Source organism: Burkholderia sp. Ac-20379 (assembly GCF_017104645.1).
In the GTDB taxonomy this organism is placed as follows: Bacteria; Pseudomonadota; Gammaproteobacteria; order Burkholderiales; family Burkholderiaceae; genus Burkholderia.
In genome coordinates, this window is record NZ_JAAGPF010000191.1 from 1 (window position 1) to 14131 (window position 14131).

The 14131-nt window shown below is 69.0% G+C and carries 14 protein-coding genes; 9 read left to right on the plus strand and 5 right to left on the minus strand.

The window, feature by feature from the left end; all coding sequences use genetic code 11:
• Together G3N92_RS21700 and G3N92_RS21705 are read left to right on the plus strand one after the other, a co-directional pair.
• A partial coding sequence (locus tag G3N92_RS21700) for a heavy metal sensor histidine kinase (RefSeq protein WP_206129638.1) occupies window positions 1-1121 on the plus strand: 1121 nt, incomplete at its 5' end.
• Window positions 1122-1406: 285 nt separating this feature from the next.
• Window positions 1407-1883, plus strand: coding sequence for a hypothetical protein (locus tag G3N92_RS21705; RefSeq protein ID WP_206129639.1), 477 nt, complete (start codon window positions 1407-1409; stop codon window positions 1881-1883).
• 2 nt (window positions 1884-1885) lie between these two features.
• Here G3N92_RS21705 and G3N92_RS21710 read toward each other — a convergent pair whose 3' ends face one another.
• Window positions 1886-2857, minus strand: a complete 972-nt coding sequence (locus tag G3N92_RS21710; protein WP_241014942.1) for a bifunctional helix-turn-helix transcriptional regulator/GNAT family N-acetyltransferase — start codon at window positions 2855-2857, stop codon at window positions 1886-1888.
• A 184-nt stretch (window positions 2858-3041) separates the two neighbouring features.
• On the opposite strand from G3N92_RS21710, the gene G3N92_RS21715 reads away from it, so the two are divergent.
• Together G3N92_RS21715 and G3N92_RS21720 are read left to right on the plus strand one after the other, a co-directional pair.
• Complete coding sequence (locus G3N92_RS21715) at window positions 3042-3632, plus strand: rhomboid family intramembrane serine protease (protein WP_206129641.1); 591 nt, start codon at window positions 3042-3044, stop codon at window positions 3630-3632.
• 103 nt (window positions 3633-3735) lie between these two features.
• On the plus strand, window positions 3736-4236 hold the full coding sequence (locus G3N92_RS21720) for a DUF2938 domain-containing protein (RefSeq protein WP_206129642.1): 501 nt from the start codon (window positions 3736-3738) through the stop codon (window positions 4234-4236).
• Between the two features lie 109 nt (window positions 4237-4345).
• Here G3N92_RS21720 and G3N92_RS21725 read toward each other — a convergent pair whose 3' ends face one another.
• The 3 genes from G3N92_RS21725 to G3N92_RS21735 all read right to left on the minus strand — a co-directional run bounded on the left by G3N92_RS21725 (window position 4346) and on the right by G3N92_RS21735 (window position 5838).
• Entirely contained in the window at window positions 4346-4639 is a 294-nt protein-coding gene (locus G3N92_RS21725) for a DUF1330 domain-containing protein (protein ID WP_206129643.1), read from the minus strand.
• 113 nt (window positions 4640-4752) lie between these two features.
• A complete protein-coding gene (locus G3N92_RS21730) occupies window positions 4753-5202 on the minus strand; it encodes a GNAT family N-acetyltransferase (protein WP_206129644.1) in 450 nt (149 codons plus the stop codon).
• Window positions 5203-5244: 42 nt separating this feature from the next.
• Window positions 5245-5838, minus strand: a complete 594-nt coding sequence (locus G3N92_RS21735; protein ID WP_206129645.1) for a TetR/AcrR family transcriptional regulator — start codon at window positions 5836-5838, stop codon at window positions 5245-5247.
• 272 nt (window positions 5839-6110) lie between these two features.
• On the opposite strand from G3N92_RS21735, the gene G3N92_RS21740 reads away from it, so the two are divergent.
• The 3 genes from G3N92_RS21740 (at window position 6111) to G3N92_RS35535 (ending at window position 8778) form a co-directional block, all read left to right on the plus strand.
• Window positions 6111-6773 (plus strand): DUF3313 domain-containing protein, encoded by a 663-nt coding sequence (locus tag G3N92_RS21740; RefSeq protein WP_206129646.1) that lies wholly within the window; start codon window positions 6111-6113, stop codon window positions 6771-6773.
• A gap of 63 nt (window positions 6774-6836) precedes the next feature.
• Window positions 6837-7049 (plus strand): hypothetical protein, encoded by a 213-nt coding sequence (locus G3N92_RS21745; RefSeq protein ID WP_241014943.1) that lies wholly within the window; start codon window positions 6837-6839, stop codon window positions 7047-7049.
• Between the two features lie 169 nt (window positions 7050-7218).
• On the plus strand, window positions 7219-8778 hold the full coding sequence (locus tag G3N92_RS35535; protein ID WP_206129647.1) for an MlaD family protein: 1560 nt from the start codon (window positions 7219-7221) through the stop codon (window positions 8776-8778).
• Here the strand turns inward: G3N92_RS35535 and G3N92_RS21755 are convergent.
• A complete protein-coding gene (locus tag G3N92_RS21755) occupies window positions 8693-9616 on the minus strand; it encodes a LysR family transcriptional regulator (protein ID WP_206129648.1) in 924 nt (307 codons plus the stop codon). The two genes, G3N92_RS35535 and G3N92_RS21755, sit on opposite strands and share 86 nt — an antisense overlap.
• A gap of 122 nt (window positions 9617-9738) precedes the next feature.
• Here G3N92_RS21755 and dld point away from each other — a divergent pair, with 122 nt between their 5' ends.
• Both dld and G3N92_RS21765 read left to right on the plus strand, forming a co-directional pair.
• The gene (dld, locus tag G3N92_RS21760) at window positions 9739-11496 is read left to right on the plus strand and encodes a D-lactate dehydrogenase (RefSeq protein WP_206129649.1); all 1758 of its coding nucleotides are present in this window, start codon (window positions 9739-9741) and stop codon (window positions 11494-11496) included.
• Between the two features lie 340 nt (window positions 11497-11836).
• A partial coding sequence (locus G3N92_RS21765) for an efflux RND transporter permease subunit (RefSeq protein WP_206129650.1) occupies window positions 11837-14131 on the plus strand: 2295 nt, incomplete at its 3' end.

A 14131-nucleotide genomic window follows, 5' to 3' on the forward strand; every position in this document is an offset into this window, starting at 1 on the left:
TCCGGCTGGCCGCCGTCGTGCCGCGCGACACGCCGCACGTCGATTCGCAGGCGCGCATCGTCGATACGCAGATCGTCGCCTGGACGGCGCGCGACGGCATGCCGGTGCACGGCATCGTGACCGACGCGCGGCTGCGCGACGGCAGCCTGATCGTGCTGGTCGTCGCCCGCAACCTGCACGACGGCCGCGCGCTGCTCGACCGCTACCGCGACACGCTGTGGCTCGCGGGCGGCGCGGGCGCGGCGCTCTCGATGCTGATCGGCTATGCGCTGATCCGGCTCTCGCTGCGGCCGCTGCGCGGCGTGGTGGCCGACGCCGGCCGCATCACGGTGGATCGGCTCGATGCGCGGCTCGACGCGCGCGGCGTGCCGAGCGAGCTGGCGCCGCTGGTGGAGGCCGTCAACGCGATGCTCGCGCGCCTGCAACGCGGCTTCCGGCAGTTGTCGCAATTCAGCGCCGATCTCGCGCACGACCTGCGCACGCCGCTCAACAACATGCGCGGCGCGACCGAAGTGGCGCTGAGCCGCCCGCGCGGCGCGGGCGAATACGAGGCGCTGCTGGAATCGAATCTGGAGGAATACGAACGGCTGTCGCGGATGATCGAGAACGTGCTGTTCCTGGCGCGCGCCGAGCATCCGGGCTTCGTCACGCATCGCCGCAGCTTCGACGTGCGCGAGGAATTGCTGAGGATTGCCGGGTATTTCGAGGGGCTGGCCGAGGAGGCCGGCTCCACGCTCGCGGTGGACGGCGGGGGGCAATTGTCGGCCGATCTCGAACTGTTCCGGCGCGCGATCGGCAACCTGCTCGCGAACGCGCTGCGCTATACGCCGCGCGGCGGCGCGATCCGCCTGATCGCCCACGACACGCCCGCGGCGTTGACGGTGACGGTGATGAACCAGGGCGAGCCGATCGCGGCCGACCTGCGCGAACGGATCTTCGACCGCTTCTATCGCGGCGATCCGGCGCGCAGCCGGCAGGTCGCCGGAGCCGACGGCGGCGTGGCCGGCCTCGGCCTCGCGATCGTGCGCTCGGTGATGGAGCTGCATGGCGGCGCGGCCCATGTCGAGAGCGACGGGCAGGGTACGCGGTTCGTGCTGACGTTTCCGCGCGCGGCCGCCTGACGGGCGCTGTCAGCTGCCGGAAAGCCCATTGAAGGACGGCGTGCGGCGCGGCGGGCACGCGCGATGCTCGGCGCGGCGATGGTTGCGTGTGCATCGTTCGCGCCGGCCGCCTGCCGGCGCGCTTCGGGCGCGATGTGGCCGAAAAGCGCCGGCTGGCGTGCGCGATGCCCGGCGCGCGGCCTGTGTCACGATCGTTCGCTCACCGGCGCGGCGCCTGCCGCCTGCCGCGCCGCCGCCGATCCGTCCCGCCCGTCGTCCGACGCGGCATCCACCGGAGCACCCACGATGGCCGATTCCTTCGACACCGACCCGGCGCGGTCGCAACCCAAGCCCGCGCACGATGCGCTCGGCCACCTGCTCGACAGCCTGCATCAGAACGGTTTCCTGCGCGTCGCGCACAACTTCGTCGACGCCAACAGCCAGATCGCCGACGTGCTCGGCGGCCTCGGCCAGCCCGCCGCGCAGAACGGCATCCAGAACCTGGTCGTGCTGTTGAACGCGCTGTCGCGGATTCCGCCCGGGCATCTGGAGAAGGCCGCGTTCGCCGCGTCGGATGCGGTTCAGCACATCGCCGCCTGGCAGCCGGCCGCGCATCACGACACCGCGCCCGGCGTGACCGGCGCGTACAAGCTGCTGCACGACGAGGCGCTGTGGCAGGCGATCACGCCGCTGCTCGAGGGGCTGAAGGTGTTTCTCGACGGCTTGCGGCGCGATACGCCCGCGAGCGGGAACGCGGTGGCCGGCGCACCCGCGAGCCGCTGATTTCAGGCGGCGGGCCGCTGCCGCACGAAGCGCTGCTCCGTCACGCGGGTGCCCCATTGCGTGCCTTCGGCTTCCTCGTCGAGCGTGAAGCCGAACGACTCGTACAGATGGCGCGCCGCGTCGAGGCCCTTGAACGTGGTCAGGTAGACGTCGCGATAGTGCGCGTCGGCGAACTGCATGGCGCGCGCCATCATCTGCCGGCCGATGCCCGTGCCGCGCAGCGCGTCGTCGACGATGAACCAGCGCAGATGGCCGGATTGCGTGCCGGGATCGCCGTCGATGGCGAGCGAGGCCAGCGTCCGGCCGTCGGCCTCGCACAGCCACAGCGCCTTGCCGGTTGCCGGCAGCGCATCGGCGAACGCGGCCAGCTCGGTGGCCACGCGCTTCTCGAAGAACGCGCCGAAGCCCCAGTGCTCGGCATAGAAGCGCCCGTGCAGGCCGGCGATGTCGCCGATGCAGCCCGGGCGATAGCCTTCGACGATTGCCGGCGCTGCCGCTTCGGGCGTGGGCGCGGCCAGGTTGTCGTGGCTCAGCGCATCGGCGTAGAGGCCCACGGCGCGCACCAGCGCCTGCTGGTCGGCCGGGCTCAGGCGCTGCAGCGCGTTCGACACCTGCGACGACGCGAACCGGTCGATCTTCTGCTTGAGCTGCTTGCCGCCGGCGGTCAGATAGAGATCCGACGAGCGGGCGTCGCCGTCCGACACGCGGCGCTCGATCAGGCCGTCCGCCTCCAGCCGCGAAATCTGCCGGCTCGTGTTCGACTTGTCGAGCCGCAGCCGGCCCGCCAGTTCCTTCGCGTTGATGCCGGGCGACGCGCCGACCTCCAGCACCGTGTGCACCGCGGACGGCGCGAGATCGCTGTCCGCGAGGCTCTCGCGCATGAAGCCCAGCTCGCGGACGAGCTTGCGCGAGTGTTCGCGAAGTTGGCGGACCGTGTCGGGGGAAGGAGGGGCGTCGTCGTGGGCGGAAGTCATGATCGGGTCATTTGGTTGCGTTGAGCAATCAATATAGTTGCGTATCGCAATCATGTCAACGACGATTCAAGGGGCCGTATCGGGGTACGCACATGAGGTTGATGCGTGGAGTTCCGGCCCTGAATGGCGTGCGTTCGGGCTAAGATGGCGGCGCGATCGTCATGGCCCTTTCCCGTTTCCCGACATGCGAAAAATTCAGGAACTCGGCGCGCAATTGAAGGCGCGCGTCACGCTGCTGGCCGGCTTCGTCGGCTCGATGTGGGCGGTGTTTTTCGTGTCCGCGCTGTTTCCATGGCTGCATCTGCAGAATCACGGCGTGGTGCCGCGCACCTTCGGCGGGCTGCAGGGCATCCTGTTCGCGCCGTGGCTGCACGCGAATCTCGCGCACATCGCGGCGAATACCCCGGCGCTGCTCGTGCTGGGCTGGCTCTGCATGTGGCCGCGCATCGCGAACTTCCGGGACGCCACCATCGGCGCGATGCTCGGCGCGGGGCTGTGCGCGTGGCTGCTTGGTGCGCCGTATTCGGTGCATATCGGCGCGAGCGGGCTGGTGTTCGGCTACGCGGCGTATCTGGTGGCGCGCGGGCTGGTGGTGCGGGATGCGCTTTCGGTGGCGGTGGCGCTGCTGGTGGCCGGCGCGTATGGGCTCAGCATGCTGATCGGCGCACTGCCGTTCACGCCGGGCATCTCGTGGCAGAGCCACGTCGGCGGGGCGATCGGCGGGATCCTGGCGGCGCGGGCCGGGCGGTCCGCCGCGGCGGCGCGCCGGGCATAGCCGGGCGCCGCGCCCACTCCGCCCCGATTTTTGCCCTATCCTTGGCGTCTTGTCGCGCCGGGTATCGTGCCCCGCAGTCGACCAACCAACGGAGTCAGTGATCGTGAGCGCCTCAGGCACAGCAAGCTTCATCGCATCGAGCATCGTCATCGGCTGCGGCGCGACCGCGATATTCGACCTCTGGAAAGTGTTCATGTCCGAGGTGATGGGCGCGCCGCGCGCGAATTGGGTGCTGGGCGGCCGATGGTTCGGATACCTGACGCGTTTCCAGTTCCACCACCAGAGCATCGGCGCCACGCCGCCGTTTCCGGCCGAGCGTCTGCTGGGCTGGGTGGGCCATTACGTCGTGGGCATCGTGTATGCCGCCGCGCTGCTCGGCATCTGGGGAATGGGATGGGCCGATGCGCCGACGCTGCTGCCGGCGCTCGTCGTGGGCGTGGTGACGGTGCTGGCCGGCTGGTTCGTGATGGGGCCGGGCATGGGCGCGGGCATTGCCAACGCCAACACGCCGGCGCCGGGCAAGGCCTGCGCGTTGCAGTTGGCGAGCCATGTCGTGTTCGGCCTGGGGCTTTACGCGACGGCGCTGGGTTGGGCGGCGCGCTGACGTTGGGGTGACGTTGGCATATCGGCCGGCGCGATCCGCGCGTGCGGCGGCCGGCTGCCGGTTGTTTCAAGGGCCGCGCGGCCGGTTCGGGCGGCGCGGGCCGTGTCGCTCAGGCGAAGTCGCCTTCGACGATCAGCAGTTCGCGCCGATACGCCTTGAGCGCGACCGCTTTCGCTTCCTGGTAGGCGCTGTCGGCGTAGCAGGCCTTGGCCGCGTCGAGCGACGGAAACTCCACCAGCAGCACGCGCTGGGTGTCGAGCGCTTCCGCCAGCACCGTTTTCGCGTCGAGCACCTTGAGCTTGGCTTGATACTTTTCGGCAATCGGCGCCCACAGCGCGCCGTATTGCTTTTGCGAGTCCGGATCCGTGACGTCGCCGCCCAGCACTACCCAATATCCCTTCATGCGTTCCTCCGAGAAAGTACGAAGCCCGCGCCTCGCGGCACGGGCACGGCCTGCAATCCGCCCGGGAAAGGCGGATCCGGCGGGCGGGATCCACTGTACGCCGAAACGCCGATTTACAAGTCGAGCTTCAGGCGAGGCCCGACTTCGACGAAGCCTTCGCGCAGATAGAACTGCACCGAGCGTTGCCATTCGGGCTGCCGGGGCGCGCCCACATCGATGCGCCGCCACCCGCGCTCGCGCCCCAACTCGGCAACGCGCCGCACCAGCAGCGAAGCCACGCCGCGCGAACGGAACGCGGGCGCAACGTACAACTCGGTGATCTGCCCATAGGCGCCGCCGGCGAAGATGGCCACGCCTTCGGTCGCCATCGCGACGCCGATCTCCACGCCGCCGGCGATCGCGAGGAATCCGAAGCACCGGTCCGTCCGTTTCAGGATGTCGGCGACGGCGCGGGTGCGATCCTGGCCCGCGCTCGCGCCGTTCGACAGTTCCGAGTAAAGGCGGCCGACCAGATCGGCGACGGGCGCGGCATCGGCGTCCGTCACGGGGCGAAGTTCGATCATCTCAATGCGTCCTGGTGCGGGTCGGGCGGGGCGCCGTGCGCGTCAACGCGCTTTCGCGCGTGGCTTGGGCGCCGAGCCGAGGTTGTCCCATTGGTCTTCGTCGAGCAGGCGATCGAACAGCCGCGTCACGGTGGCCTTCGGAAGCTGCGAAATGCCCAGCAGCGAACAGAACGCAATGCCGCTGGCCGCGAAATAACGCAGCATCGACAGGTCGAAATCTTTCGATTCCGCCTTGAGCTGCTTGACGATCTGGCCGTCGGTGTCCTGCATGTCGCAGGCGAGTTCGGGTTGCTCGACCAGCGCCGCCAGCACCGCTCGCGCAATCGAATGCGGTTGCTGGGACGATTCCTTGTACACCGTGATCTGCGACGCCAGGCACGGCTCCTTCTTCGACGCGCCCTCCGTGTCCAGATACGCCTGCGCGATCTCCGCGAACTGCTGGCGCTGGTATTCCAGCAGCGCGGCGAGCACGCCGTTGCGCGTGCGGAACTGATGGAGCAGGCCGCCCTTGCTGATGCCGCTTTCTCGCGAGAGCGTGTCGAACGTCAGCCCGCCAATGCCATCCCGCGTCAGGATGACCAATGCGGCGTCGATGGCTTTCTTGCGGGAAATCTGCGAGCGGGTGTGATTGTCCATGTATCGCGTAGGTCGGGGTGTGCCGGGCGACGACGAAGCGGCCGGCGAAGAATCGGAATGCAGCGCGGCAAACGACGGCTCGCGGCGGATGAGCGGCCGCCGCGGGCCATCGCGAGCGACGGCGCCATTCTACGCCAAGATCGTGGCGCCAAAAAACAAACCGGATAGACGGTTTACATTCTGGAGGGGCTGGGCTAAGCTTCGGCCGGTCGTGTCTCCAGCCGGCGATCGAACGCCGGCACCTCCTCTCTCTCCGTCTCAACGAGGCAACAATGTTTGCAAATCGGGTTCTTCTCCTTGCCTGCACCGGCGGCCTCTCGCTCGTGCTTGCCGCCTGCGCCGGCGTGCAACCGGTGGCCTATTCCGGCATCGCGTCGTCGTCGCAATTGCAAGCCAACCGAAGCGGCGATTCGGACAGGATTCCGTATGAATATTCGCAGCAGGTCGACTGGTCGCAGTACGGCAAAGTCGTGCTCGACCCGGTGGTCGTCTATCGCGGCAGCGATGCGCAGTTCGGCAAACTGAGCGCCGACGACGAGGCATCGCTCGCGGAATACATGGGCAAGACGTTCGGGAAGCGGCTGTCCAGCCGCTTCGCGCTGGTCGGCCAGCCTGCCGCCGGTGCCCTGCGGATTCGCCTGACGCTCACCGGCGCGGAAACGACCAAGCCGCTCATCGGGCAGGCGATGCATTTCGACATCGCCGGCAACCTCTACAACGGCGTGCAGGCGGTGCGCGGCGGGCAGGGCGCGTTCAGCGGTTCGGTGTCGTATGCGGTCGAGATCTACGACGCCGCCAGCAATCGGCTGCTGAAGGCCTATGTCTCGAAGCAATACCCGAATGCGATGAACCTGCCGGCCGCGTTCGGCTCGCTCGCCGCCGCCAAGACCGGCCTCGACAAGGGCGCCGACGCGCTCGTGTCGATGCTGAAGTAACCGGCGCGATGCACGGCGGCGGCGTGCGTGGCGCGCTCGGCGCCGGGCCTGGGGAGAACCTTCATGTTCGATCGAATCGTGCAAGCGATGCTCGCCGCGGCGCACCTGGTGTCGCCGCCGGCCGGCGTCTCGATCGTGTTCTGCGTGGCTTACCTGCTGGTCGGGATTCCGGTGCATGTCCGCCTCGGCACGGTTGGCCGCAACGTCTACGGCACGCTGGCCGGCGTGTTCGCCGGGTTGCTCTATCTGACGCTGATCCTCGGCGAGCCGCGCTGAGCGCAGGCCGCCGATCCTCCGGATTCCTTCGAACATCGAGCCATGGCATGAGCGATCACCGGCGGGCAAGCGAGCGGGCGCGCCGCGCGAGGCCGCGCTGCCGCACCACGTGGCGGCTGTTGCGGCGGCTCGCGCGGGGCCTGGGCGACGTCATCCGCGGGAACCTGTAGTGCCGCGCGGGCTGGCACGGCTGGCGTGGCTGCTTCTGCCGGTTGCGGCGGCCGGCGTGCTCGGCGCGCTGGCGATGCAACGGCTCGATCGGGCCGAACGGCACATCGCGATCCGGCTGGCGGCGGCCGGCGGGCTCGAGGCCGGCAGGTCGGTGCTCAGGTATCGCGGCCAGGCCGTCGGCCGCGTGAGCGGCATTCGCCTGACGGCCGACCGCACCGGCGTGATCGCCGATGTGGCGCTCGGGCCAATGGCGGCGCGCTTCACGAAGTGCGATGCGCATTTCTGGGCCGTTCAGCCGCGCCTCGATTGGCGCGGCGCGTCCGGGCTCTCGACGATGCTGTCCGGCGCGTATCTCGCCGCGGACGTCGGGCGCGCGGCGGCGCGCTGTCACGATTTCACCGCGCTCGCCGCGCCGCCCGCCGTCATGCGGGACGAACAGGGCAAGACATTTCTGCTTCGGGCCGCGTCGTTGGGATCCCTGACGATCGGCGCGCCGGTGTACTTCGAGCATGTGGCGGTGGGCCGCGTGTCCGGCTATGCGCTCTCGCGCGACGGCGCCGAGGTGAGGGTGCGGGCCTTCGTCCGTGCGCCGTTCGATGCGCGCGTGACGGCACATTCGCGGTGGTGGCAGGCGAGCGGCGTGGATCTCCGGCTCGATTCGGCGGGCGTGCGGCTCAATGTCGAATCGCTGGCGGCGGCCTTGTCGGGCGGCATTGCGTTCTCGTCGCCGCCAGCCGTGGCGGCCGCGGCATCGGCTTCAGCGCCGGACGAGGCGAGTTTCGTTCTTTCGGACAGCGAAGAGGCCGCGGCGCGCAGCGCGACGGACGGCCCGGCGGCGCGGGTTGCCATGCGCTTCGGGCAATCGTTGCGCAACGTGTCGGCCGGCGCGCCGGTCGAATTCCACGGGATCGCGCTGGGGACGGTGCTGTCGGTCGAGATGGAGGCCGATCCCGCGACGGCGCGCGTCAGCGGCATCGCGCTGCTCGACCTCTATCCGGCGCGGCTCGGCGCGCGCTATCGCGCAGCGCTCGGCAACGGCGACAGCCCCGACGGCAAGGCTTTGCTTCGGCGGCTGGTCGCGCAGGGGTTGCGCGGCCAGTTGCGCACCGGGAACCTCCTCACCGGGCAGCAATACATCGACATCGATTTCTTTCCGAATGCGCCGGCCGCGCGCATCGATACGGCAGGGGCGCGCATCGTGCTGCCGACCGTTCCGGGTACGGTGGTCGCGTTGCAGGATCAGCTCGCCACCCTCTCGGCGCGGCTGGACAACGTGCCGGCCGACGCGATCGGGCGGAATGCCGAAGCGTCGTCGCGCAGCGCCGCCCGGTTGCTCAGGCAGTGGGATACGGCGCTGGGCCCCGAGGCACGCGCGGCTCAGGCGGCCGCCCGGCAGGCGTTCGCGGCGGCCGGCGAAAGCCTGCGGGCCGGCTCGGCGCTGCAAACCGATCTGCACGACACCGCCTCGGTGTTCAAGGCGCTTCGCGAAACGATGCCGGTATTTCCGCCGCGTCGCGATGCCGTGCCCGCACCACCCGCACGAAATTCCGCACCGTAGGCGAGGCCTCGCGCGGCCGGTGCACCAGCGCGATCCCGGTGCCGAGCGGGCTGCCCTGCAATTCGTGGAAGCTCACGCCCTCCACCTGCACCTGCCGCATCGACGCCGGCACGATTGCCACGCCGAACCCCGCCGACACGAGATTGCCCGCCGACGAAATCTGCGGCGATTCCATCCCGATCGACGGCGAAAACCCGGCCGCATGACAGGCGCCGATGATCGAATCGTAGAGATTCGGCCCGATTCCGCGCGGAAACAGAATGAACGGTTCGTTCGCCAGATCGGCCAGCGCGATGCGCTTGCGGCGGCCGAGCCGGTGCCCGCGCGGCAGCACGGCGATCATGGCTTCGCCGGCGAGCGGCTCGACGATCAGTTCTCCGCACTGCAGCGGCATGCGCACCATGGCGGCGTCGATCTGGCCGCTGCCCACCTTGTCCAGCAGCGTCACGCTGTTGCTCTCCTCGCAGCCGATCGCGACGCGCGGGTAATCGTGGCGAAACTGCTGCATGGTCAGCGCGATGGCGGGGTGGAACACGGTCGAGCCGGCGAAGCCGAGCGACAGCCGGCCGGTTTCGCCGCGCCCGGCGTTGCGCGCTTCCACCAGCGCCTGCTGCGCGTCGTCGACGATGCGCCGCGCGCGCTCGGCCAGCGCCCGGCCGGCCTCGGTCAGCTCGACGCGGCGCGGATGGCGCACGAACAGCCGCGCGCCGATCTCGCGTTCGAGCTTGAGGATCTGCTGGCTCAGCGGCGGCTGGGCGATGCCGAGCGAGGCCGCCGCCTCGGTGAAGTGCAGGTGCTCGGCGACGGCCAGGAAATAGCGAAGCTGACGGAATTCCATATCGTTTTCGTCTTCAAATCGCGGTATCGAGATATTGGACTAATGATTGCCGCGATTCTATGCTTTCCGCCATGGGGTGCGCGGATCGCCGCGCATCGCGCCAATCACGCACGGAGAACACGATGACGGCAGGGCACGAGGCAGCGGACGGATCGATCGGATCGAACCCGGCGGGGCGCGCGGACGGCGCGGCGCTGCTGGCGGCGTTGCGCGGCATCGTCGGCGCGAACGAGGTGCTGGTGGGCGACGAGGCCACGCGGCGCTATCGCACCGGCTTTCGCTTCGGCTCGGGCCGCGCGCTGGCGGTGGTGCGGCCCGGCTCGATCGTCGAGCAGTGGAAGGTGCTGCAGGCCTGCGTGGCGGCCAAGGTCATCGTCATCACGCAGGCGTCGAACACGGGCCTGACGGGCGGCTCGACGCCCGACGGCGACGCCTACGATCGCGACATCGTGATCGTCAGCACCACGCGCATGAACACGATCCACGTGATCGACGAAGGGCGGCAGGTGATCTGCCTGCCCGGCGCGACGCTCGACCAGCTCGAAAAAACGCTGAAGCCGCTCGGCCGCGAGCCGCATTCGGTGATCGGCTCGAGCTGCATCGGCGCGTCGGTGTTCGGTGGCGTCTGCAACAACTCGGGCGGCGCGCTGGTGCGGCGCGGCCCGGCCTACACCGAGATGGCGGTGTTCGCCCGCGTGGACGAAACCGGCCGCCTGCACCTGGTCAATCACCTCGGCGTGGCGCTGGGCGACGATCCGGCCGCGATCCTCGACCGGATCGAGCGCCGCGCGTTCTCCGATGCCGACATCCGCCACGACGCGGGCGCGGCCTCCGATCGCGGCTACGCCGACGAGGTGCGCGAGATCGACGCCGACACGCCGGCCCGCTACAACGCCGATCCGCGCCGCCTGCACGAGGCGTCCGGCTCGGCCGGCAAGCTGATGGTGTTCGCGGTGCGGCTCGACACGTTCCCGATCGAGCAGGGCACCCAGGTGTTCTATATCGGCACGAATTCCCCCGACGAGCTGACCGACATCCGCCGCATCGTGCTGCGCGACCTGCCGCAACTGCCGATCTCGGGCGAGTACCTGCACCGCGACGCGTTCGACATCGCCGAGCGCTACGGCAAGGACACGTTCCTGGCGATCCATCATCTCGGCACCGCGCGGCTGCCGACGCTTTTCGCCATGAAAAGCCGCTTCGACGCGATCGCCAATCGTTTCGGGTTCCTGCCGAAACATCTGAGCGACCGCGTGCTGCAGGCGGCGAGCCGGCTGTTCCCGAGCCATCTGCCGCCGCGCATGAAGGCGTATCGCGAGCGTTTCGAGCATCACTTGATGCTGAAGGTGTCGGCCGACAGCGTGGCGGCCACGCGCGAGCGGCTCGCGGCCTACTTTGCGCAGAAGGGCGGCGATTTCTTCGAGTGCACGCCCGACGAGGGGGCCAAGGCGTTCCTGCTGCGCTTCGCGGCGGCCGGCGCGGCGGTGCGCTACCGCGCGATCCACAGCGACGCGGTGGAGGACATCGTCGCGCTCGACGTGGCGCTGCGGCGCAACGACCGCGACTGGGTGGAGACCTTGCCGAAGGCGATCGAGGACACCATCGCGATCAAGCTCTATTACGGCCATTTCCTCTGCCACGTGTTTCATCAGGACTACATCGTTCGCAAGGGCCACGATTGCCTGGCCGTCGAGCACCGGATGTGGGACCTGCTCGACGCGCGCGGCGCCGAATACCCGGCCGAGCACAACGTCGGCCACCTGTATCGCGCGAAGCCGGCGCTGGCCGCGTTCTACCGCGAGCTCGATCCATGCAACTGCTTCAATCCCGGCATCGGCCAGATGTCGAAGTTCGCGAACTACCGCGAGACGCCGCAGTAAGCCCGCGCCCGCGCGTGCGCCCCGCCGGATCATTACAATAGCGGGCGACGACGCCAGCCTCGGGCGCGATTCCCGACTCGCCGGGAATCTTCTGCGCGCCGCGACGGTCGAATGCCCGATCCGCCGCGATGGCGGCAGGCGCTCGTCGGCGCGCATGGGCCGTGGGTGACGGCCGGTGCGACGCGATCGACCTGAGAGACGGCGGCGCGCAAGCGCGAGCGCTGCCGGCGCACGCAACGAGAACGAAGCGGCAATCCATGCAGACACCAATCTTCCGGGCGTTCGGCCCGTACGCCCGGCTCGCCGTCCGTCCTGACGCTTCGGCAGGCGGCGCGCGCGCATGAACCTGTCGGGCCTGTTCATCCGGCGCCCGGTCGCCACCACGCTGCTCGCGATCGGCATCGCGCTGGCCGGCGTGTTCGCGTTCGTGAAATTGCCGGTGTCGCCGTTGCCGCGCGTCGATTTCCCGACCATCTCGGTGTTCGCCAACCTGCCCGGCGCCAGCCCGGAAACCGTGGCCACCAGCGTGACCAGCCCGCTCGAACGGCATCTCGGCGCGATCGCGGGCGTCACCAAGATGAATTCCACGAGTTCGCTCGGCAATTCGCTGATCAGCCTGCAGTTCGTGCTCGAACGCGATCTGAACGGCGCGGCGCGCGACGTGCAGGCCGCCATCAACGCCGCGCGCGCCGATCTGCCCACCAGCCTGCGCAGCAACCCGACGTTCGAGAAGGTGAACCTGGCCGATTCGCCGATCATGGTGCTGTCGGTCACGTCCGACACCGCCTCGCCGGCGCGCGTGTACGACGCCGCGTCCACGGTGTTGCAGCAGGCGCTCTCGCAGATCGAGGGGGTCGGCGAGGTGGACGTGTTCGGCGCGGCCAACCCGGCCGTGCGCGTGGAGCTGGAACCGCACGCGCTGTTCCATTACGGCATCGGCCTGGAGGATATCCGCGCGGCGCTGGCGTCGGCCAACGCGAACAGCCCGAAGGGCGCGATCGAGTTCGGCCCCACCCATTACCAGCTCTATACCAACGATCAGGCGTCGACGGCCGCGCAATACCGCGATCTGGTGGTGGCCTATCGCAACCACGCCGCCGTGCGGCTCGCGGACGTGGGCGCGGTGCTCGATTCGGTGGAGGACGTGCGCAACCTCGGCCGCGCCAACGGCAAATCCGCGATCCTGGTGATCCTGTACCGCTCGCCCGGCGCGAACATCATCGACTCGGTGGATCGCGTCAAGGCGGCGCTGCCGAGGCTGGCCGCCGCGCTGCCGCCCGACGTCGCGCTCGATTCCGTGCTCGACCGTTCGGTCACTATCCGCTCGTCGCTGGCCGACACCGAGCACACGCTGCTGATGGCCGTGGCGCTGGTGGTGATGGTGGTGTTCCTGTTCCTGCGCAATTGGCGCGCCACGCTGATCCCGAGCGTGGCCGTGCCGATCTCGATCATGGGCACGTTCGGCGCGATGTATCTGCTCGGCTTCTCGCTCGACAACCTCTCGCTGATGGCGCTGATCGTGGCCACCGGCTTCGTGGTGGACGACGCCGTGGTGGTGCTCGAGAACATCATGCGGCACATCGAGAACGGCAAGCCGCGCATGCAGGCTGCGCTCGACGGCGCGCGCGAGGTGGGCTTCACGGTGCTGTCGATCAGCCTCTCGCTGATCGCCGTGTTCCTGCCGATCCTGCTGATGACGGGGCTGATCGGCCGGCTGTTCCGCGAATTCGCGATGACGCTGTCGCTGGCGATCGTGGTGTCGCTGTTCGTCTCGCTGACGCTCACGCCGATGATGTGCGCGCGCCTGCTGCCCGAAGTCGGCCAGCATCGCCGGGAAGGGCGGCTGTCGCGCTGGCTCGAGCGCGGCTTCGCGCGGTTGCAGGGCGGCTACGACCGCACGCTGCAGTGGGCGCTGCGGCACCGGCGCATCACGCTGCTGTCGCTGGTGGCCACCGTGGGGCTGAACATGGCGCTGTACGTGATCGTGCCGAAGGGCTTCTTTCCGCAGCAGGATACGGGCGTGCTGATCGGCGGCATTCAGGTCGATCAGTCCACCTCGTTCCAGGAGATGGAGAAGAAGTTCGGCGTCATGATGCACATCATTCAGTCGGATCCGGACGTGCTCAGCATTGCCGGCTTTCGGGGCGGGCGCACCACCAACGCCGGCTTCATGTTCGTCACGCTGAAGAGCAAGCGCGATCGCAAGCTCAGCGCCGACCAGATCATCGACCGGTTGCGTCCGCAACTGGAACGCGTGGCGGGCGCGCAAACCTTCCTGCAGGCCGCGCAGGATCTGGGCGGCAGCGGCGGCAAGCAGACCAACGCGCAATATCAGTTCTCGCTGTATGGCGATTCCACCGCCGATCTGTACGCGTGGGGCAACAAGCTGACCGAGGCGCTGAAGAAGCGGCCGCCGCTGAAGGACGTCAATTCCGACCAGCAGCAAGGCGGCCTGGAGGCGATGGTGACCATCGACCGCGCCACCGCGGCGCGTTTCGGCATCACGCCGGCGCAGATCGACAATACGTTGTACGACGCGTTTGGCCAGCGCCAGGTGTCGACCATCTACAACCCGCTGAACCAATATCACGTGGTGATGGAGGTCGCGCCGAAATATTGGCAGGATCCCGAAATG